Annotated in this window: 26 protein-coding genes; 9 read left to right on the top strand and 17 right to left on the bottom strand. The window is 33.1% G+C overall.

The genetic code is table 11. The annotated features are described in order from the left end of the window. Positions 1 to 10 precede the first annotated feature (10 nt). The 7 genes from FGM02_RS14835 to FGM02_RS14805 form a co-directional block, all read right to left on the bottom strand. Positions 11 to 850 (bottom strand): AraC family transcriptional regulator, encoded by an 840-nt coding sequence (locus tag FGM02_RS14835; RefSeq protein ID WP_139959284.1) that lies wholly within the window; start codon positions 848 to 850, stop codon positions 11 to 13. A gap of 22 nt (positions 851 to 872) precedes the next feature. Next, a complete protein-coding gene (msrA, locus tag FGM02_RS14830) occupies positions 873 to 1,487 on the bottom strand; it encodes a peptide-methionine (S)-S-oxide reductase MsrA (RefSeq protein WP_139959283.1) in 615 nt (204 codons plus the stop codon). A gap of 95 nt (positions 1,488 to 1,582) precedes the next feature. Further along, positions 1,583 to 2,890 carry a dihydrolipoamide acetyltransferase family protein gene (locus FGM02_RS14825; protein ID WP_139959282.1) on the bottom strand — a complete coding sequence of 436 codons (1,308 nt, stop codon included), beginning with the start codon at positions 2,888 to 2,890 and terminating at the stop codon, positions 1,583 to 1,585. A 123-nt stretch (positions 2,891 to 3,013) separates the two neighbouring features. Next, entirely contained in the window at positions 3,014 to 3,475 is a 462-nt protein-coding gene (locus FGM02_RS14820; RefSeq protein ID WP_139959281.1) for a TspO/MBR family protein, read from the bottom strand. 1 nt (position 3,476) lies between these two features. Further along, positions 3,477 to 3,875 (bottom strand): DUF2452 domain-containing protein, encoded by a 399-nt coding sequence (locus FGM02_RS14815; RefSeq protein WP_139959280.1) that lies wholly within the window; start codon positions 3,873 to 3,875, stop codon positions 3,477 to 3,479. A gap of 6 nt (positions 3,876 to 3,881) precedes the next feature. Then, positions 3,882 to 4,052, bottom strand: coding sequence for a Lacal_2735 family protein (locus tag FGM02_RS14810; protein WP_139959279.1), 171 nt, complete (start codon positions 4,050 to 4,052; stop codon positions 3,882 to 3,884). Positions 4,053 to 4,054: 2 nt separating this feature from the next. Continuing rightward, on the bottom strand, positions 4,055 to 4,738 hold the full coding sequence (locus tag FGM02_RS14805; RefSeq protein WP_139959278.1) for an SDR family oxidoreductase: 684 nt from the start codon (positions 4,736 to 4,738) through the stop codon (positions 4,055 to 4,057). A 119-nt stretch (positions 4,739 to 4,857) separates the two neighbouring features. On the opposite strand from FGM02_RS14805, the gene FGM02_RS14800 reads away from it, so the two are divergent. The 4 genes from FGM02_RS14800 to FGM02_RS14785 are packed head-to-tail and all read left to right on the top strand — an operon-like array spanning position 4,858 to position 8,904. After that, a complete protein-coding gene (locus tag FGM02_RS14800) occupies positions 4,858 to 5,517 on the top strand; it encodes a TetR family transcriptional regulator C-terminal domain-containing protein (RefSeq protein WP_139959277.1) in 660 nt (219 codons plus the stop codon). Between the two features lie 6 nt (positions 5,518 to 5,523). Beyond that, a complete protein-coding gene (locus tag FGM02_RS14795) occupies positions 5,524 to 6,837 on the top strand; it encodes an ABC1 kinase family protein (RefSeq protein WP_139959276.1) in 1,314 nt (437 codons plus the stop codon). Further along, positions 6,834 to 7,451, top strand: coding sequence for a flavin reductase family protein (locus FGM02_RS14790; RefSeq protein ID WP_139959275.1), 618 nt, complete (start codon positions 6,834 to 6,836; stop codon positions 7,449 to 7,451). Before FGM02_RS14795 ends, FGM02_RS14790 begins: the two co-directional genes overlap by 4 nt. A 34-nt stretch (positions 7,452 to 7,485) precedes the next feature. Next, positions 7,486 to 8,904 carry an SDR family oxidoreductase gene (locus FGM02_RS14785; protein ID WP_139959274.1) on the top strand — a complete coding sequence of 473 codons (1,419 nt, stop codon included), beginning with the start codon at positions 7,486 to 7,488 and terminating at the stop codon, positions 8,902 to 8,904. A 58-nt stretch (positions 8,905 to 8,962) separates the two neighbouring features. On the opposite strand, the gene FGM02_RS14780 is transcribed toward FGM02_RS14785, so the two are convergent. After that, positions 8,963 to 9,682, bottom strand: coding sequence for a DNA-binding protein (locus FGM02_RS14780; protein WP_139959273.1), 720 nt, complete (start codon positions 9,680 to 9,682; stop codon positions 8,963 to 8,965). Between the two features lie 292 nt (positions 9,683 to 9,974). Between FGM02_RS14780 and FGM02_RS14775 the strand changes: the two genes are divergently transcribed. Then, positions 9,975 to 10,376, top strand: a complete 402-nt coding sequence (locus FGM02_RS14775; protein ID WP_139959272.1) for a lipocalin family protein — start codon at positions 9,975 to 9,977, stop codon at positions 10,374 to 10,376. Positions 10,377 to 10,427: 51 nt separating this feature from the next. Here FGM02_RS14775 and hemF read toward each other — a convergent pair whose 3' ends face one another. The 9 genes from hemF to hemA form a co-directional block, all read right to left on the bottom strand. Further along, a complete protein-coding gene (gene hemF, locus FGM02_RS14770; protein ID WP_139959271.1) occupies positions 10,428 to 11,330 on the bottom strand; it encodes an oxygen-dependent coproporphyrinogen oxidase in 903 nt (300 codons plus the stop codon). A gap of 99 nt (positions 11,331 to 11,429) precedes the next feature. Continuing rightward, positions 11,430 to 12,455, bottom strand: a complete 1,026-nt coding sequence (gene hemE / locus FGM02_RS14765) for a uroporphyrinogen decarboxylase (RefSeq protein WP_139959270.1) — start codon at positions 12,453 to 12,455, stop codon at positions 11,430 to 11,432. A gap of 38 nt (positions 12,456 to 12,493) precedes the next feature. Then, positions 12,494 to 12,850, bottom strand: a complete 357-nt coding sequence (locus tag FGM02_RS14760; RefSeq protein WP_139959269.1) for a four helix bundle protein — start codon at positions 12,848 to 12,850, stop codon at positions 12,494 to 12,496. A 41-nt stretch (positions 12,851 to 12,891) separates the two neighbouring features. Next, positions 12,892 to 14,184, bottom strand: coding sequence for a glutamate-1-semialdehyde 2,1-aminomutase (hemL, locus tag FGM02_RS14755; RefSeq protein WP_139959268.1), 1,293 nt, complete (start codon positions 14,182 to 14,184; stop codon positions 12,892 to 12,894). Between the two features lie 39 nt (positions 14,185 to 14,223). Then, entirely contained in the window at positions 14,224 to 14,514 is a 291-nt protein-coding gene (locus tag FGM02_RS14750; protein ID WP_139959267.1) for a GIY-YIG nuclease family protein, read from the bottom strand. Between the two features lie 110 nt (positions 14,515 to 14,624). After that, positions 14,625 to 15,590, bottom strand: coding sequence for a porphobilinogen synthase (gene hemB, locus FGM02_RS14745; RefSeq protein ID WP_139959266.1), 966 nt, complete (start codon positions 15,588 to 15,590; stop codon positions 14,625 to 14,627). Beyond that, positions 15,583 to 16,263 (bottom strand): uroporphyrinogen-III synthase, encoded by a 681-nt coding sequence (locus tag FGM02_RS14740; RefSeq protein WP_139959265.1) that lies wholly within the window; start codon positions 16,261 to 16,263, stop codon positions 15,583 to 15,585. The genes hemB and FGM02_RS14740 overlap by 8 nt, the downstream gene beginning before the upstream one ends. Positions 16,264 to 16,266: 3 nt before the next feature. Further along, positions 16,267 to 17,187, bottom strand: a complete 921-nt coding sequence (gene hemC, locus FGM02_RS14735) for a hydroxymethylbilane synthase (protein ID WP_139959264.1) — start codon at positions 17,185 to 17,187, stop codon at positions 16,267 to 16,269. 13 nt (positions 17,188 to 17,200) lie between these two features. Beyond that, on the bottom strand, positions 17,201 to 18,451 hold the full coding sequence (hemA, locus tag FGM02_RS14730; RefSeq protein ID WP_139959263.1) for a glutamyl-tRNA reductase: 1,251 nt from the start codon (positions 18,449 to 18,451) through the stop codon (positions 17,201 to 17,203). A gap of 315 nt (positions 18,452 to 18,766) precedes the next feature. Here hemA and FGM02_RS14725 point away from each other — a divergent pair, with 315 nt between their 5' ends. From FGM02_RS14725 to FGM02_RS14715, 4 genes are all read left to right on the top strand, one after another. Then, positions 18,767 to 19,669, top strand: coding sequence for a helix-turn-helix domain-containing protein (locus FGM02_RS14725; RefSeq protein WP_139959262.1), 903 nt, complete (start codon positions 18,767 to 18,769; stop codon positions 19,667 to 19,669). Next, the gene (gene hemH, locus FGM02_RS14720; protein ID WP_139959261.1) at positions 19,670 to 20,686 is read left to right on the top strand and encodes a ferrochelatase; all 1,017 of its coding nucleotides are present in this window, start codon (positions 19,670 to 19,672) and stop codon (positions 20,684 to 20,686) included. A 25-nt stretch (positions 20,687 to 20,711) separates the two neighbouring features. Further along, on the top strand, positions 20,712 to 20,882 hold the full coding sequence (locus FGM02_RS18220; RefSeq protein WP_208021524.1) for a hypothetical protein: 171 nt from the start codon (positions 20,712 to 20,714) through the stop codon (positions 20,880 to 20,882). An 84-nt stretch (positions 20,883 to 20,966) separates the two neighbouring features. After that, positions 20,967 to 21,152, top strand: coding sequence for a hypothetical protein (locus FGM02_RS14715; RefSeq protein WP_139959260.1), 186 nt, complete (start codon positions 20,967 to 20,969; stop codon positions 21,150 to 21,152). Positions 21,153 to 21,295: the final 143 nt, after the last annotated feature.

Genomic DNA, 21,295 nt, shown 5'->3' with positions numbered 1-21,295 from the left:
ATTAAAATTCCTACAGACTCTTCTTAAATTGTTTTGGTGAAGTGTTTTCAATTTTAGTAAAGAATCTTGTAAAATAGGCAGGATCCGAAAATCCTAAATTATAAGCAATTTCTTTAACAGAAGTATCTGTATATTTCAACTGGCGTTTTGCTTCTAACACAATTCTATTCTTAATAAAATCGCTAGGAGTACCGAGCTTGTATTTTTGAAAATTTTTAGTCAGTGATTTTGGTGAAACCCCCAACTTAGTTGCATAATCTGAAACGGCATGCAGTTTTGTAAAATTACTATCTACCAACAAACTAAAATCTTTAAAAAGTTTAGATTCTTCATCATTTTTTAATGGATGAAATTCCTTTTTTATCCGGACAGAACTGACTATAAACTGCTTTAAGTAAGCATGCAACATATCGTATTGAGCCGTATCTGAAGAGGTAAATTCTTCGATTAAATTAGCAATAATAAATTCAAGCTTTGCTGTTTCTTTTAAGTTTGGTTGAACCAAAGGAGCTTCGTGCATATTATTAAACAGCACTCCATTACAAGAAACTTCTTTATCGTGTGTTTCAATGCAATAAAAATCTTTGACAAAACTTAGTTGATAGGCAACTTTTATACTTTCTGTTTCTACAGAAAAAACTTGTCCTGGCGATAAAAAGAACAACACATTCCCCTCAAAATCATACTTTTTAAAATCTATATGATAGGTTCCTTTTCCTTCTTTTACCCAGAAAATAGCATAATCTACTACTTTTTCAGGTTTGGAAACAACACAAGCTTTTTCAAATTGAACAGCACGTAAAGAAAATATATTTTTGTAAGTATAGGTAGAAATATCTTGGAGCGCCAAATGAATATCTATAAGATGAATACTACTTCAATAATTCAGGAAAAGCCTTTTTAAAACGATTCAATCTTGGAATAGAAACCCCTTGAATGTAACGATGATCTGGATGTAGTTTTTCAAAATTTTGGTGGTATTCTTCTGCTCTATAAAATTTCTTAAAAGGAACTATTTCTGTAGCTACCTTTCCGTCATATTGCGTATTCAGGCCATCAAAATATTTTTGAGCGACTTCTCTTTCGTGGTTATTTTGATAAAAAATTAACGACCGGTAAGCAGAACCAAAGTCGGGCTTTTGTCCAAAACTAGTGGGATCTTGAGAACCATAATAGGCACGAACCAAATTAATATATGTGACTATTTTTGGATTGTAATAAACAGCAACCGTTTCTGCATGTCCTGTTTTCCCAGTCCCTGTAGATTCATAGGTTGGATTTATGGTATGTCCACCCGCATAACCTGAAACTACTTCTTCTACTCCTTTGATACTTTCATAAATAGCCTCAACACACCAAAAGCAACCACTTGCAAAATAGGCTACTTTTAGTTCTCCTGATTTTAGTTGCTTGTCGAAATTTTGCGACTGCATACTATTCATAAAAAATAAAAAGACCATGATTAAAAACAGAAACTTATTTTTCATTGTAATTTATTTAAATATAAGACAAATGCTAAGTCGATAGAATTATAAAAGCCTAACAAAAATAAGCTCAAAAATTAATTAGGGTCTATTTATTCTTAATAAGGAGCATCTACCTCCCAAGCTTCCAAATAATCTTTAATAAATTTAATAAATAAACCTCCAAGAGCACCATTAATTACACGATGATCATAAGAATGTGATAAGAACATTCTTTGACGAATTGCAATCACATCTCCGTCTGGCGTTTCTAAAACGGCAGGTACTTTGCGGATAGCTCCAAGCGCTAAAATTGCCGCTTCTGGTTGATTGATAATCGGTGTACCAAACAAACTTCCAAATCCACCCACATTGGTAACCGTATAGGTTCCTCCTTGAATTTCATCGGGTTTTAACTTGTTTATTTTTGCTCGTCCTGCCAAATCATTGACAATTTTAGCCATACCCACCAGGTTCAATTCATCAGCTTTATGAATAACTGGAACAATTAAATTCCCATCGCCTAGTGCAGCTGCCATTCCTAAATTAATATTTTTTCGAATGACTACTTTTTTATCTCCATCAAACGATAAATTTACCAAAGGATATTTTTTGATTGCTGCCGCAACGGCCATCATAAACACAGGTGTATAAGTTAATTTTTCACCTTCTCTTTTTTGAAACTCATCTTTTGCTTTTGTTCTCCAGGCAACTAAATTGGTCACATCAACTTCTATAAATGATTGTACATGTGCCGATTTGTGTACCGAATGAATCATATGATCGGAAATCATTTTTCCCATTCTACTTAACTCAATCAACTCATCTTCTCCATTTAAAGTCAACGGAACTACATTTGGTTTGGCTTGTGAATTTGAAGAATTGGCTATATCAGGAACAACTTTCGTTACTCGTTTTTTCAAGTAAAGTAACATATCTGCTTTGGTCACTCTTCCGTCCAATCCCGTACCAGGGATAGCATCCAATTCACTTTGCTTAACACCTTCTTTCGAAGCCATATTTTTAACCAACGGAGAGTAAAAACGATTTTCGCTTACGATACCTACAACAGCTGTTTTTGTTACGGAAACAGCTTTTTCAATTTGTTTTTCAACCTCGTGAACCGCTTCTGATATTTCTTCGGAAACGTTTATTTGTTCTGGCGTTATAACTTCCTCTAATTCTCCGTCTACTTCTATAATTGCTAAGGTTTCACCAACCTTAACAACTTCATCCTTTTCAAAAAGAATTTCAACCAAAGTACCAGCTACTTCACAAGGCACATCTGAATCGACTTTATCCGTAGCTATTTCTACTACCGAATCGTCCATCTCAATTGTATCCCCTACTTCTTTTAACCAAGAAGTAATTGTTGCTTCTGCTACACTTTCTCCCATTTTAGGAAGTTTCAGTTCAAATCTTGCCATTTTTTTACTTTGGATTTAGCCTATTATTCGAGTGCAAATTTAAGAAAAATAAAGCATAAAAATAGCCGGATTTACAATGCATCAACATCAAGTAAAACCAACTAAAAACCAATGCTTTAACTATTAATTATAAAACAAAACATAGCTATTTAAAGAAATTGCCACAAGCAACCACAAAAAATAAGGGACTATAAAAAAGCGGTAGTTTTTCATTGTAGTAGTACAACTCACCATAAAATAAGTGATTATTGATGCCAATCCGAATAAAACAACGAGTCCGTAAACCACTTCATGCTGATTAAAAAATAAAAAATTCCATGAAACATTTAACCCCCATTGCAATCCAAAAAGCAAAGCAATTTTTAAACTCGATTTTAGCAAAACCAAACGTGTCATAAATACCGAAAAACACAGCATAATAAGAGACCATGCCACACCAAAAACCCAACCCGGTGGAGTCCATGGAGCTTTGTTTAAATTTTGATACCAAGCTGATGTTGGTCCAGAATTCATAAGCCATGCCCCTAAGGCCAAGGCTCCAAAATTTAAGACTAAAAACAAAATACTATATAAAGCTGTTTTCATTTTATTGTTTTTTCCACATTTTATCACTGTTCAAATAGAAACTTCCTAAAAACTCAAAATTACATTCTTGAGGAGCTATAATAGACAAAAAAGATTCGTTATTAGCATTTTTATACAAATGATAGGTTTTTCCAACGATGGGCTCAAAATTAAATTTTGAAGCATACACCAAATTATTGTATTCAAATTCTTCTGAAAGCTGTTTTAATGCTGTTTTTAATTCTTGGTATTTAGACTTAAACTGTGCGTTTATTTCATGGATAAATCTATTTTTCCAAGCTACCGTATCAACCATTTCTATGGCTGGGGCACCTACATTTGTTCCGTATGATTTTAATGAAGCATCATAGCTTTGAGTTTCTTCATTAAAAACAATATTATCAGGCTTTTTACTAGACATACTTTACTATTTTTCTTGTTCCTCCTTAATTTTCTTTAATACCAATTCAGCTTCAGCAAATTTTTTATCACCTTCTGCCCTACTCGTTTTAGAAAGCACAAAAGTCTCTTGTGTTAATTTTTCATATTCTTTTTGAAGCAATTCTAATTTTGTTTTCTTCTTAAAAATTCCAAACATATTTATATTTTTAAAGTTCCTATTCCACAATCCATTTGAAAAATTTGTCCCGACATTGAGCGGCATTTTTCAGAAATGACAAAGCTTGCCATTTCAGCAACTTCTTCCGGTTCTAAATATTTTTTCAAAGGATGTCGCTCCGCACTCATTTCTTTCAATCGATCATTCCTTAACAATTTAGCAGCTAAAGCGGTATTTGTCAATGTAGGCGCAATAGCATTTACACAAATTAAGGGTGCCAACTCTGCAGCCAATGATTTTACCAAACCTTCAATAGCCCCCTTTGCTGCCGCAATACTTGCATGAAAAGGCATTCCCATCTGTACAGCAACACTACTAAAAAATAAGACACTAGGGCTTACTGAACTTTTTAAAGCAGGCAAATATTTTTGTACAACTTTTACAGCTCCAATAACATTAATCTGATAATCTTGTAAAAAATCTTCTGTTGTCAAACGATTAATTGGCTTTAAGTTAATGCTTCCCGGACAATACACCAAAGCATCTACCTGTTCAAAATTTGGCAATTCATCTTCCATAACATCTCGTTGATACTGAACTAAATTGTTATGCTCTAAATCTATAGGGTTCCGTTGTATACAAATTACTTTGTTTTTTTTCAACTCCAATTCAACTAAAGCCCTACCAATACCGCTACTTCCACCAATAATAACAATTGTTTTCATTTCCATTTGCTTTAAATTATACATGTTCTTTTTAAGTTTCAAAATGTAAATTTACAATTTTTGTTTAACTAAACTAATTTTAAGTTAAACATTTTGTACTTTTGTAGAAAATAGAAATCATGGAGACAAAAAAAGAAATTACAGAAAATGAACTGATTACGAAGTATATGGATTTTGTTTTGACAAAAGGACACCATCCAGAATCTGTTTACAAATTTGCAAAAGACCAACACATAGAGGAAAGCACATTTTATAGATTTTATAGTTCTTTTGAGCAGATAGAGAAAGAAATATTCACTTTGTTCTTTAAGAATTCCTTAGAATTATTAGAAAAATCAATCGACTTTAAAGATTTTGATGCTAGAAATAAGCTACTCAGTTTTTATTATACGTTTGTAGAGGTGCTAACCGCCAACAGATCGTATGTAGTTTTTGCCTTGAATAACGACAAGAACAAATTGAAATCGTTAAAAAAATTAACCGGCTTGAAATTCTTTTTTAATGAATTTATCAAAAGCCTAGCCATTGAAAAAATAGATTTTAAAGAAGAAAGAATTGGCAGGTTTCAAGACAAAGGTACCGAAGAACTTTTTTGGATACAGTTATTATTGATTCTGAAATTTTGGATGGAAGATAATTCTAAAGCTTTTGAAAAAACAGATATTTTCATTGAAAAAAGTGTACATGCCACTTTTGATGCCATCAATACCCAACCCGTAAAAAGTTTTATCGACTTAGGGAAATTTCTTTTAAAAGAAAAAATGGATTTTAAAATGTAAACAATTATGAAAACAATCAATACAATTCCTACCTCTAAAATTCAACGTGCTTCTAAACTCCTACAAACAGGAGCTAAAGTCGGGGTGAATTATGTAAAATATTATGGTGATAAATTGCTGCATTCTGAAGCAACAGCACAAGAAAACTTAGATGAATCAAACGCTAAAGATATTTATGATGGTTTGAAAACTATGAAAGGAAGTGCTTTAAAGGTTGCACAAATGCTGAGCATGGAAAAAAATATTTTGCCCAGAGCTTATGTTGAAAAATTTTCATTGGCACAATTTTCTGTCCCTCCACTTTCGGCTCCTTTAATTGTAAAATCTTTCAAAAACCATTTTGGAAAACATCCTTCCGAAATTTTTGACAAGTTCAATTTAAATTCTGTCAATGCGGCTAGTATAGGTCAAGTTCATAAGGCAGAAAAAAATGGAGAAACCCTAGCTGTAAAAATACAATACCCCGGAATTGCCGAAAGTATTTCTTCAGATTTGGCATTGGTAAAACCCATTGCCATGCGAATGTTTAATATTCAAGGAAAAGATTCTGACAGGTATTTTAAAGAAGTAGAAGAAAAACTAACAGAAGAAACTGATTATATTTTAGAATTTCAACAAAGCGAAGAAATTGCAAATGCCTGTGCGCACATTCCAAATTTGAAATTTCCTAGCTACTATCAAGAATTTTCTTCGGAAAGAATTTTAACCATGAGTTGGATGCACGGTATTCATTTGTCTGAATACACCGCAAAACCAATTCAGCAAGAAAAATCGAATCAACTAGGTCAAGCTTTATGGGATTTTTACATGTTTCAAATTCATTCTTTAAAAAAGGTACATGCCGACCCACATCCTGGAAACTTTTTAGTGAACACAGAAGGAGAATTGATCGTGATAGATTTTGGCTGCATGAAAACCATTCCCGTTGAGTTTTACATTCCGTATTTTGAGTTGGCTAAAAAAGAAAATATTGAGAATCCAGCTTATTTTGAGAAAAAACTATACGAATTGGAAATTTTAAGACCTGATGATAGTGCAGCGGAAATCGTTTTCTTTAAAAAATTATTCTATGAAATGCTGACCTTATTTACACAACCCTTTCAACAAGAAACTTTTGATTTTTCAGATGCAGATTTCTTCGGTAAAATTGCCGACTTAGGAGCTAAATATGCCAAAAGTGCAGAATTAAAAGAAATGAACGGAAATAGAGGATCTAAGCATTTTATTTACATTAACAGAACCTTTTTTGGTTTGTATAATTTAATGTTCGACCTAAAAGCAAAAAATGTAAAAATAAACAACTACAGCCCCCAATTATGATCAGTTTCGACAAAAATAAAATTGAAAATTTACCGCATTTACATAAAATAAATTTAATCAATTCAGCAACAGGTTACAAATCGGCTAACCTGATTGGAACAAAATCAAAAGAAGGGATTGCCAATTTGGCCATATTTAGTTCTGTAACACATTATGGTTCTAGCCCTGCCATTTACGGATTTGTGTTACGGCCTACCACAGTAGCTAGAAATACCTACGACAATATTAAAGCGACAGGCGTATTTACGATAAACCCTGTTTTTGAAGCTACTCTTGCGGATGCACATCATACTTCAGCAAAATACGACAAAGCAATTTCAGAATTTGACAAAACAATTTTTGAAGAAGAATATAAAGATAATTGCCAAGCACCATTTGTAAAAAACGCACCCATACAACTAGCCATGCGTTTTTTGGAAGAACATCCTATAAAAAGAAATGGAACCCTATTGATACTAGCAGAAGTAGAAAAATTATATGTAAACAAAAAACTCCTTGAGGAAGATTATTTCATTAACTTAACCAAAGGAAAAATTGCTTGTATAAATGGTTTAGACGGTTATACAGTTCCTACCAAAACAAGCAGATTTGCCTATCAAAGACCAAAAATTTAAAACAACTAACATTTCTTTAAACTCTAATTAACCTATGAAAATTTTAATTACAGGAACCACGGGTTATATTGCAAAAAGATTGATTCCATTATTGTTATCACAACAACATGAACTTATTTGTTGTGTAAGAGATTTGTTAAGAATTCCTGAAAACTATATAGAAAATCCTCAAATTAGTTTTTTAGAAATTGACTTTTTAAAGCCTTTTGAAATTGAAAAATTCCCAAAGAATATAGATGCGGCATATTATTTAATTCATTCTATGTCGTCAAACAACACCGACTTTGACAGTCTTGAAAAAACTTGTGCAGAAAATTTCAAAACCCTAATAGAAGCAACAAATATTCAACAAGTAATTTATTTAAGCGGAATTACCAATGACATAGAACTTTCCAAACATTTAAATTCAAGAAAACAAGTCGCAGAAATTCTGGTTTCAAAAAAGTATGCACTGACCACCATAAAAGCTGGAATTATTGTAGGAAGTGGAAGTGCATCCTTTGAAATTATTAGAGATTTGGTAGAAAAGCTTCCGATCATGATTACGCCAAAATGGTTAAATACCAAAACCCAACCCATCGGTATTTCTGATGTGGTTCAGTTTTTAAACAAGTCTCTTTTCAAAAAAGAACTGTACAATGTTTCCTTTGATATTTATGGACCAGAAATATTGACCTATAAAAAAATGTTGCTTATTTTTAGTGAAGTCCGTGGGTTGAAACGGACTATTATCACCGTGCCTATAATGACACCAAAACTTTCTTCCTATTGGTTGTATTTTGTTACTTCTACCTCCTTTAGGTTGGCGGCTTCATTAGTAGACAGTATGAAAATTGAAATTATTGGAAAAGAGAATTCTGTAGGACAATTGTTAGAAATTTATCCTATTTCTTACAAAACGGCCGTGGAAAAAGCTTTTGACACCATTGAACAAAATGTCCTGATTTCAAGCTGGAAAGATTCTATGGTTAGTGGTGTTTTGAATCAAAAACTTTCCAAACACATCAATATTCCACAATATGGATGTTTTAAAGATGTAAAATCAAGAAACATTTCCAATAGAGAAAGTACTCTTGCTAAAATTTGGGCATTGGGCGGAAGCAATGGTTGGTACAGTATGAATTATTTATGGAGAATTCGAGGTTATCTTGACAAATTATTTGGAGGCATTGGGTTGAGACGAGGAAGAACACATCCTACAAAATTACAAACTGGAGATGCCTTAGACTTTTGGCGTGTTATTTACGCAAATAAAAATGAAGGAAGGCTTTTACTTTATGCTGAAATGAAACTACCCGGTGAAGCTTGGCTAGAATTTAAAATCGTTAAAAATAAATTATTTCAACGTGCCGTTTTCAGACCCAAAGGTTTATGGGGAAGATTGTATTGGTATAGTGTTTTGCCTTTTCATAGTTTTATTTTTAAAGGATTGATCAGAAAACTTATTAGTTAGTCTTTAAAGAAATATACCAATTAATGCTAATCAAAATTCTACAAGAAAAATATTCCAATTACATTTCGAGCGCTTTAGCGTCCTCTAAAATAAGCTTGTATTTATATCCATAGCCGAAGTCTTTTTCAACAGCCACGACTCCTTCTAACAATACGATGTCGCCGACCTTGAAATCTTGTAATGTAGTAATTGTTAAATCATACTCTCCTTCAAAATCAGATCCATCTTGTAAGTGAATCCAATTTTTATTCATAATCATCGCACTGAATTTCGTTACTTTTCCTTTAACACTAACTTTTTTGCCATCAAACCTTGACAATCCTTCAAATAAACTCGCTATAGAAGTAACACCCTTAGATGCTTCCATTTTTATTATTTTCTTGTCTTCAAAAGATATGCTCTTTTTATTTTTTGAAACTAGAGTATAAGCGTTCTTTGTTTTTTTTACAACAGCTTTAACTATCGGATTAGTATAGACTTTTTGCAAGAAATAAATAGATTTGAAAGTTTTATTTAATTCCTTACTTTTGAAATCAAACATTTCAAGGCCGTCATTAAAATAATAAATCTCTCCCACTTTGCCGTCAAATGAAGGTACTGCTACCCAAATTTCTTTTCCATTTTCTTCAGAATGAACATACGTATAGCCACTAACTTGAATCACTTCTTGAGCTACAATTTCATGCTTGTAAGAACTCTTTACCTTTTTTTTCTTTTGACTTGAATTACAGGCTACCATAAAACAAATCATTAGCAGAAAACCAATGTGTTTTTTCATTTTAGTGCTTTTTATTGTGAAGATTTATTTTGAAGTAAAACTAGTAATCAATGTTCAATAGGTTTGTGAAAATTATCAAATAATAAATAAAATTATGTTTTGAATTCACCTTTTTAATCGGTAGTAAATATAGTCATTAGAATGAAAACATTTCACAAATCATTTCTAGATCTAAGCTACCAATATATTCAAGTCTAGTTTAGCTGGTTCATCAAATATACTCATAAATGAGTATATACTTTTCTTCTCAAAACACCTAAATTTAATTTTTCACCTTAAAACCCTTTATTTTATGAAAAATGCACTACTGATTTTAACCGTAATCTCTTCATTATTTTTTACTTCTTGCGCTAGCAACAACGATGATCTTGATAACGAAAGCGGTAACAGTTCCCTTATTGGAACTTGGTCTCACACATCTACCGATGCTGAAAGCACTACTACTAACGTTCTTACAATTACTAGTAATACTATATCCATTATTAGCACCAATATCTACGATGGTGAAACGGAAACAAACACTCAAATTGGAACATATACTTTAAATGGCAACAAAATGACTGTAACTTTCCCTGGAGAAGGAGGCGATGGTGATGACGTTACTGTTGTAACAGTTTCTGTAAATCAAAACAAATTAACGGTTACATTTATTGATGATGACCAACCTGAAACTGAGGTCTACACAAGACAATAGTTTCAAAAACTATTATAAAAAAAGAGGATGCTAAATTTAGCATCCTCTTTTTTATATCCATTGTTTTGGTTTCTGAAGTACTGAAACCAAATAGGCCTCTTCACTTCCTTGTTCAGGTTCATGACAATAATGCCATTGCACATGTGGCGGTAAGCTCATTAATATAGATTCAATACGGCCATTGGTTTTCAAACCAAATAAAGTTCCTTTGTCGTGTACCAAATTAAACTCCACATAACGACCTCTTCGAATCTCTTGCCAGTCACGTTGTGACTTACTGTATTCTAATTCTTTTCTTTTCTCTACGATGGGCACATAACTTTCTAAAAAGCTATTTCCTATTTCTGTAACAAAATCATACCTGTCTTGCAGACTGATTTCTTCTGTTTCTTTTAAATAATCAAAGAACAAACCACCAATACCACGTGCTTCATTTCTATGCGCATTCCAAAAATAGTCATCGCAACGTTTTTTATACATTGGATGAAATTCTTTGTTATGCTTATCGCATGCGTTTTTACAAACTGTATGAAAATGAATAGCATCGTCATCAAATAAATAATAAGGAGTTAAATCTTGTCCACCACCAAACCATTGGGTAACAATATTTCCTTTTTCATCATACATTTCAAAATAACGCCAATTTGCATGTACCGTTGGCACCATAGGGTTTTTAGGATGCAATACCAAAGACAATCCACAAGCAAAAAAATTTCCTTCTTTTACTCCAAAATTATCTCTTAGCACTTGAGGTAATTCTCCTTCAACAGCAGAAATATTTACCCCACCTTTTTCAAAAACGTTTCCATTTTCAATAACACGTGTTCTTCCTCCGCCACCCTCTGGACGATCCCATAAATCTTCAACAAATTTGGCTTTGCCATCTACTTCTTCTAATTTAGCAGTAATGGTGTCTTGAAGCTTTTGTATGTATTCGTAAAATTGTTTTTTCATTCTTTTTGGTAGTTGGTAGTTGGTAGTTGGTAGTTGGTAGTTGGAAATAACAGCTAGAATTTAACCACTAAAAGCGAAGCGTACCAAATACGAACTACATTATACACTGTATTCCTTTACCGCATCAATAAATGCTTTCGCATTATCCAATCCTATATTTGGTAAAATTCCGTGCCCTAAGTTTACAATGTACTTGTCTTTTCCAAAAGCATCAATCATTGTTTTTACTTGTTTCTTAATTTCTGCCGGTGGCGAAAATAAACGTGTTGGGTCAAAATTACCTTGTAAGGTCACATTTCCTCCTGTTAACTTACGTGCCCATTCTGGAGTTATTGTCCAATCTACACCTAAAGCGGCTGCATTTGATTTAGACATATCTTCTAAAGCAAACCAACATCCTTTCCCAAAAGCAATTACTGGAGCATCATCTTTCAATGCTTCAATAATTTGATTGATGTATTGCCAAGAAAATTCTTGATAATCTACTGGAGATAACATCCCACCCCAAGAGTCAAATACCTGAACGGCATTTACTCCTGCTTCTACTTTTTTCTTTAAGTAAGCAATGGTCGTATCTGTAATTTTTTGTAATAGTATATGTGCTGCTAAAGGTTGCGTAAAACAAAATTCTTTTGCTTTGTCAAAGTTTTTAGACCCCTGCCCTTGTATACAATAACATAAGATCGTCCATGGAGAACCCGCAAAACCAATTAAAGGAATGTCATCATTCAACATTTCTTTAGTCAGCTTAATCGCATCCATCACATAACCTAACGTCTCGTCAATTTCTGGAACTATTACTTTCTCAACATCCGCCATTGAGCGAATTGGATTTGGCAACCAAGGCCCTATTCCATTTTTCATTTCCACTTCAATATTCATAGCTTGTGGAATTACTAAAATATCAGAAAATAAAATCGCTGCATCCATTCCATATCTACGAATAGGCTGCACCGTAATTTCTGCCGCTAATTCAGGAGTTTGACAACGAGTAAAGAAATCATACTTCTTTTTAATTTCTTGAAATTCTGGCAGATACCTACCTGCTTGACGCATCATCCAAACTGGAGGTCTTTCTACAACTTCTCCTTTTAAGGCTCTTAAGTATAAATCGTTTTTTATCATTTTTTAGTATTTGGTAGTTAGCTATTTGCTTTTGGCTCTTAGCTATTTTTTATTTTCGTTATTAATCCGTTAATCATTCTACCTTCTTTATCTAGCATTTCCAATATTTTCATTACCTCCACTTTATCAATCAGCTTTAGTTCTTCAATAATTACGATTTGCGTTTCTAATTCAAAAAGAGAACCTAATGCTATTTCTAAAAATCTTTTAAATTCAATTTCACTATTTCGACTTGAACCTTCGGCTATATTTGAAGGAATCGAAACAGCCGCTCTAGTAATTTGACTTCTCAGTCCATATTTTTCCTGGATTGGTAATTTTTCAGCAAGAACATAAATTGCTTTTACTAGCTCAATTCCCGACCTCCAAATATCTAATTTTCTAAAATTTCTCATCCATTGAATTGTTCAATAGTTTAGGTTTCAAAAGCCAACAACTAAAGGCTAAGAGCTACTTTTCCCATCGCCTTATCCACAGCATTTTCAAATCTTTCCAAATCTTTATCTGATAAAGCTGAAGATAAAAACCAAGCTTCAAATTGAGACGGTGGTAAGAAAATTCCATTTTCAATCATTGCCCAAAAGAATTTTGCAAATTTTTCTGTATCTGATTTTTGTGCTTCTTCAAAATTAGAAACACTTTCTTTTGTAAAAAATGGATTGATCATAGAACCAAAACGATTCACTACCAAATCCACATTGTGCTTCTTTGCTGCATTTAATAGGATGTTTTCCATCTTTTCAGCAATAGCATTGAATTGATCATATGGATTTTGACGCTTCAATTCCGTTAACGTCGCTATACCTGCTGCCATAGCAATAGGATTCCCTGACAAAGTTCCGGCTTGATACATTGCTCCTAATGGAGATACATTTTGCATGATTTCATTTCTAGCACCATAAGCGCCAACAGGAAAACCTCCTCCAATTACTTTTCCTAAACAAGTAATATCTGCTTCAATTCCTAACACCTCTTGAGCGCCTCCAAATTTAGATCGGAAACCAGTCATTACCTCATCACAAATAAGCAGAACTCCTTTTTCTTTGGTAATTTTTCTTAGTTCTTTTATAAAAGCATCGCTAGGTTTTACAACCCCCATATTTCCAGAAACCGGTTCTAAAATTACAGCAGCTACATCGCTATTTTCTTCTAAATGTTTTTTTACAGATTCGATATTATTATACTCAGCAATCAACGTATTTTTAACAGCTTCATCAGGTACACCTGCACTTCCTGGAATACTTAAAGTCGCCAAACCAGAACCTGCCGCTACCAACATAGCATCCATATGTCCGTGGTAACATCCAGAAAATTTTATTATTTTACTAAAACCAGTATGGGCTCTTGCCAAGCGAATAGCACTAATTACAGCTTCAGTTCCTGAACTTACAAAACGAACTTTATCCATTCCTGGAAAAGCATCACAAACAATCTTCGCCAACTTGATTTCTCCAACAGAGGAAGCGCCAAAAGAATAGCCTTTTTTTAAGGCTTTAGAAATTGCTTTTTCAACTCTCTTGTTTCTATGTCCCAAAATCATTGGTCCATAAGAAAGCACCAAATCCACATATTTATTTCCGTCTACATCTTTGATCTGACTTCCCTTTGCTTTATCAATAAACAACGGATTACCTCCTACAGAAGCAAACGCTCTCACAGGTGAATTTACAGCACCTACTAAATTAGTCAATCCTCTTTTGTATAATTTTTCTGACTGTTTGAATTTCATATTCTCTATTGTTGTCATTCCTGCGTAGGCAGGAATCTTTTAGTTAAACCACTCTTTTGATAAATCTTCCCAACTGGGATTATTTTCTACAATCCGATTTACCTTCCATTCTCGTTTCCATTTTTTCATTTGCTTTTCTCTTAAAATAGCAGCTTCAATAGAACTAAAAATCTCGAAATACATTAATTTATCAATATTGTATTTTGAAGTAAATCCTTTATTTATTTTAGTTTTATGCTCTAAAACTCTTCTTTCTAAGTCATTCGTTACACCAATATATAAAACACCTTCTTTTTTACTAGCTAAAATGTAAACATAAAACTGTTTCATACTATTGAGATTCCTGCCTTCGCAGGAATGACGTTGACTATTCTTTATTGCTAAATTGTGTAATTGAATTTATATAATTGATTTGAATACATCTTAAACAGTTAAACTATTCAACGTTTCAATAACACTTTAGCTACTTCCTTAGCAAAATAGGTAATGATAATATCTGCTCCTGCTCTTTTCATAGACAATAAAGATTCCATCATCACGCGTTCTCCATCAATCCAACCTTTTTCTGCTGCTGCCTTTACCATGGCATATTCTCCACTTACATTGTAACAAGCAATTGGTCTGTCATACTTATCCTTTAAATCGCGAATAATATCTAAATAAGACAATGCTGGCTTCACCATTAAAATATCGGCTCCTTCTTCATCATCAAAAGTTGCTTCACGCAAACCTTCGTCTCTATTAGCAGGATCCATTTGGTAGGTTCTTCGATCACCAAAAGTGGGGGCAGAATCTGCTGCATCTCTAAACGGTCCGTAAAATGCCGAGGCATATTTTACAGAATACCCCATAATAGGCAAATTTGCAAAACCTGTATTATCTAAGGCTTCTCTAATAGCAGCAATCGTTCCATCCATCATTCCTGATGGCGCTACCATATCAACCCCAGCTTTTGCATGAGAAATAACTTGCTTTGCCAAATTCACTAAAGTAGCATCATTGTCCACATCATTTTCATGAATAATCCCACAATGTCCATGACTTGTATATTCACAAAAACACACGTCTGTAATGACATACAAACTTGGATAATTCTTTTTGATATAACGAATGGCTTGTTGCATAATTCCATTATCATTCCATGTCTCTGTTCCTTCATCATCCTTTTCAGCAGGAATTCCGAATAACAAAACAGCAGGTAGATTTAAGGCCACCACCTCATCTAATTCTTTATGAATTCTATCCAAAGAAAAACGTTTGATACCCGGCATTGAAACAATTTCTTTTTCAATATTTTCACCTTCTTCAATAAACAAAGGATATATCAAATCATCAATGGTCAGTTTGTTTTCCTGAACCAATCTTCTAATTCCTTCTGTTTTTCTTAAACGTCTAGTTCTATTCATTTTCTTCAGAATTTAGTACTTCTTTTACTTTTTCTAAAACGGACTCAACACTTGTGTCATCCGCTATATATACATTGTCAAAATTCTGAATTGCCTCAATGGCTGTAGTAGCACCAATGCAAATAACAGGTTTTGAATTTGATTTGTTTTCTTTTAAATAACTCCTAACTCCAGAAGGACTAAAAAATAAAATGGCATCAAAAATAGTCTCTAGTTTTACAGGAACATATTTTGTTTCGTATACCAAATATTCGGTTACCAAAACACCATTCTCTGCCATTATTTCGGGCAAATCATTATTTCTAAGATTTCCACAAAACCAACTAATTTCTTTCAACGAATTTTCATCTTTAGAAAACCGATCTGCTAGTGCATCTGCCAATTCCATGGCATTATTTGCTACTAAGGCAACCTGCAAACCAATCTCTTCTAATAAGTATTTTGTTTTTTGCCCTACACAATAAATAGTATCAAAATGAGCAATATTATTTTTATGTACTGAAAAGACAGAACGAACACTATTGGCACTCGTAAAAACAGCGATTTCAACCTTTTCTTCAACTTTAAAGTTTTCTCCAAAAGAAATATCAATCATAGAAACCTCTTCCAGCTCGAAATCGGTTAATAGATTTCGTTGTTCGGTATTTAGTTTTTTAGTTACTAAAATTTTCATGGACTATTTTTTAACTACTTTTTTTATTTCGTCCATTAAAGCTTTCCCTCCGTTGGCTAAAATTTCTTTCGCACTATCAACACCTAAGCGTTTAGCCTCATTTAAATTGGCGATCTTAAATACTCCTTTTTGTTCTTTACCGTCAATAGCACTTAGCAATCCTTTAAAAGAAACGCTATCGCCATTAATTTCAGCATAACCACCAATAGGAGCCGTACAACCGCCTTCTAAGGTTCTCATAAAATCTCTTTCAATTCTTACACACAAAGCAGTTTCTTCATGGTGTAAGTTGGCACAAGCATCTAAAACTTCTTTGTCAGTTTCTAAAGCCGTAATCATAATGGCTCCTTGTGCAGGTGCTGGAATCATCCAATCCAATACTAAGTGATTCTCTGGCAACAAACTGATACGTTCCAATCCTGCTTTTGCGAAAATTGCGCCGTTCCATTTATTATCTTGTAACTTTTGCAAACGTGTATTTACATTCCCTCGTAAATCTGTTAAATGATGCGTTGGATATTTTTGCAACCATTGAGCCCTTCTTCTTAAACTACCTGTAGCAATTGTAGCTCCGTCCGCAACCAATTCTTCTTTTGTTCCTTTGTACACAACAACATCATGTACATCGGCTCTTTTTAACACAGCAGCCTGTACGATGGTTTCGGGCAATTGTGTAGGCACATCCTTTAATGAATGTACGGCAATGTCTATTTGACCACGTAACATAGCCACATCCAAGGTTTTTGTAAACACCCCCATACTTCCTATTTGGTGCAATGGAATATCTAATACCTCATCACCTATAGAGGAAAGTTCAATAATTTCTGTTTGGTAACCTAAATCAATCAGTGATTTTTGAACTAAATGTGCTTGCCATAGCGCCAATTCACTATTTCTAGTTCCAATTCTAATAATTTTACTCATTTAATAGGTTCCTTTATTCGTTAATTTCAATGTCAAACATTTTAGAAATCACTTCAATACTCTGATCTACAGAAGTATCTTCCGCTTTTAAATGTTTTACAAATTGTGTTGTTATTTTTTGAATCATTCGTGAAGTAATCACTTCTGCTTGCTCGGCATTAAAGTCTTTTATCTTTTTACTTTGAAAATCAATTTCATCATTTTGAATCGTCATTAAAGATTCTTTCAAAGCATTGACCGCCGGTGTGAATTTTCGATGATCTAACCATTCAATAAATTCTGCTTTGTGCGACATAATAATGGCTTCTGCCTTTGGCACTTCTTTTTGTCGTTCTTCAATAGTTTTGTCTGTAATTTTAGACAATTCATCAATATTTACTAAGGATACACTTTCCAAAGCTAAAACCGCTCGGTCTACATTTTCAGGCATAGACAAATCCAAAATTAGTAATTCCTTTTTTGTCGTAATATGATCTAAAGTCACCGTAGGCACATTTGCTCCCGTAGAAACAATTAAAATATCAGCTTTGCTAATTTCTTCTGTCAACTTATCTAATGAACTTACTTTTACCAAAGGATGCTCTTTTACAAACTCCTTGGCTTTACTTTCTGTTCTATTTATTAAAGTAACATTTTTGTTTTGTGCATATTCAATTAAGTTTTTACAGGTATTTTTCCCTATATCTCCTAAACCGTACACCAAAATATTTTTATTGCTATAATCTTCTACTTTATCAACTACATACTGCACCGCTGCATATGAAACTGAAGTCGTTCCTGAACTTAATTTTGTAGAGTTTTTGACCTTTTTACTTGCTTGTAGCACCAAATTTATCAATCGCTCTAAATAGGCATTTAAGGTTTTATGCTTTTGTGCCAATTTAAAAGATTCTTTTAACTGACCAACAATTTCATAATCGCCCAAAATTTGACTATCTAATCCTGTTGCTGTTTTAAATAAATGGCGAATCGCGTCTTTATCTTTATAAACATTAGACACACTGACAAAGTCTTCTATTTCTCCACTAGAATATTTACACAACAAGGAAATCAATTCAAAAGGATGGTAAGCAAAGCCCATGATTTCCGTTCTGTTACATGTAGAAAGTACAAACACACCATCAATACCGAAATTTTTGGCATCTTTAAGCAAGAGTTTTTGATTTTCTTTAGTTATACTGAAAGCTCCTCTAGTTGTAGCATCTGCTTTTTTATAACTTAAGCCAACATTGTATAATTTTCTATTCTTAATTTCTAAACTCATCCAAATAAATTTCGATTCTTTCTTATTTCAAATAAAAGAAAATAAATCTTTTATTTTGTAAACAACGCCAAAAGTACCACCTTCATTTCAATAAAAACAACGTTAAAAGGACTATAAATATCGTCATTGGGAAAACACAAGCTATTTAGACTCATTACAAACAAACTTAACCCCTTGAAAAACAGCGAAGATACAGATATTAAAATCTCTTATTCAATTAAAACATGATATAAATCATAAATATAGCTTGCCTAAAACCCCTACTAATAATCGGTATTTTTATTGTACTTTTGTGTTGATGATAAAATATCACGAATGAAATTTGATACGCTGAAATACAAAAACATCGATAAAAGTTCCATTGAGTTTTTCAACGAAAAGGAAAAATTTTCCTTATTGTACTTAGAAAATAATTCCGACGAAACAGAATATACTAAATACACTTTAAACGGTAATTATATTCAGTTGTATTTCAGTTTGCAAGACAAAATAAAAGTTGCTTTTAACATGGAGCATTGTGCTATTTATTTGTCTCCTGAAGATTCTGGTCTGATTTATTTCAAAGACGATACGATGAATGTTCTTTTTGAGCTACCCGCTGCTAGCAAAATGTTAGGCTTATTAATTCCTGTTTCTTTTTTTCATTCTTTATTTGCTAGTGAAGGTGATTATTTTTTCAATTTTGAAAATATAAAAGGCGGCAGACCTGTTATTGAAGAAAAAGTAATTGCTCCTTCCTTAAAAATTGTTCTCAATCAAATTGTAGCAAAAAAACTACACGGAGCATTGCAGTCCTTATATATAAAAGGGAAGATTTACGAGTTGCTGAGCTTGTATTTCAATACCTCTGAAGAAACAGAATCAGACCATTGTCCGTTTATGGCCAATGAAGAAACTGTTGCTCAGATAAAAAAAGCCAAGGATATTATTATTGAAAACATGGCAAACCCTCCAAGTTTAGAAGAACTTTCTAAAACAGTTGGTTTAAACATAAAAAAACTAAAAATGGGATTCAAGGAATTCTACGGAGCACCTGTATTCACATTTTTATTGAATTATAAATTAGAGCATTCAAAAAAATTATTAGAAGAAAATAAATTGAATGTATCTGAAGTTGCATTGCAAATAGGCTACAGCAATTCTAGTCATTTTATTGCTGCATTTAAAAAGAAATTCGGAATTACTCCAAAACAATTTACAAAACAAGACCATAACTAAATGAAAGGTGTATTACTAGTGAATTTGGGCTCGCCTGATAGCCCATCACCAAAAGACGTAAAAAAATATTTAAAAGAATTTTTAATGGATGAACGTGTTATTGACACCAACATCATCATGAGAAATATTCTTGTCAAAGGAATTATTTTAAACACAAGACCTAAAGAATCTGCAAAAGCCTATCAAAAAATTTGGTGGGAAGACGGATCTCCATTGATTGTTATTTCTGAGAAATTTCATAAAAAAGTTCAAGCCAAAGCAACTATTCCTGTTGAGTTAGGTATGCGCTACGGATCGGGAAACATCAAAGAAGGCTACGAAAAACTACATGCAAAAGGAGTAACGGAAGTACTTTTAGTACCTCTATACCCACACTATGCTATGTCTTCGTTTGAAACAGTGGTGGAAAAAGCCAAAGAAGTAGAACAAAAATTCTTTCCTACCATGAAAACGGAAGTTTTACCTGCTTTTTACAATCAACCAGATTACATCAAGGTAATGTCGACAAACATTCAAAACCATTTGAAAGGATTTGACTACGATCATATTTTATTTTCTTACCATGGAATTCCAGAACGTCACATTTTAAAATCTGACACCACAAAATCGCATTGTAAATTAGACGGATCTTGTTGTGAAACTGCTTCTAAAGCACATGCAACTTGTTACAGACATCAGTGTTTTGAAACCACCAAAGAAATTGCAAAATTACTAAACCTAAAAGAAGGTAGCTATAGCAACTCTTTTCAATCAAGACTAGGAAGAGACCCTTGGCTAAAACCTTATACCGATTTTGAATTCGAAAGACTGCCTCAGGAAGAAGGTAAAAAACATATGGCCGTAATTACACCTGCCTTTGTTTCTGACTGCCTAGAAACCCTTGAAGAAATTGCCATGGAAGGCGAAGAGCAATTTAAAGAAGGAGGAGGTAAAACCTACAAACATATTCCTTGTTTAAACGAAAACGAAGACTGGGTAGATGTCATGTGCAACTGGATTGAAGACTGGAAAAACTAACAAATTTAAAAGAAACTCCTCATTTATGAAATTCAACTACATACTTATTTTAGTCATCTCATTTGCATGTTTCTCATGTGGCTCCTTAAGAAGAAGTAGCGACTGTGGCCTAGCAAACAAAAAAGAAAATGTGCAACAGGAAATAGCGAACACGACGTCAATTTTTAAAGACAAAACAGCTATTTCTGAATCATAATCATTAAGAAACTTTTTGTTAACATTGAGTTAACCTTAAAGGTTTTAACTCTAACTATTTTTGTAACATCAAAAAAGTTAGAAAATGAATTTCAAATTAGTGCTTATTATTATGGTAGCTGTTTCTGCAAGTACAATATCTTGCGGCTCTATGAGATCTAGTAATTGCGGCTTGTCAAAATCGTTAAAAATTTTAAACATCCACGATCAAAAAGAACCTCAAATTATGTTGGTTAACAACACTGAATTAAACAACAAACAAGAGAGCTAATACATAGTAGCACAAACAATATAAAAACGCTTCATCTCTATAGATGAGGCGTTTTCTTTTTCAGAAACATCTGAAATTTGAGCAAATAACTTTGGTTTCGGTGCCAATTCTGGGTTTTTTTAATTTCAGGCATAAATTTTGGT

The organism is Flavicella sediminum, assembly GCF_006381105.1.
In the GTDB taxonomy this organism is placed as follows: domain Bacteria; phylum Bacteroidota; class Bacteroidia; order Flavobacteriales; family Flavobacteriaceae; genus Flavicella; species Flavicella sediminum.
The sequence above is the reverse complement of the archived record's forward strand: the minus strand, read 5'-3'. Positions and strand labels throughout refer to the sequence as shown.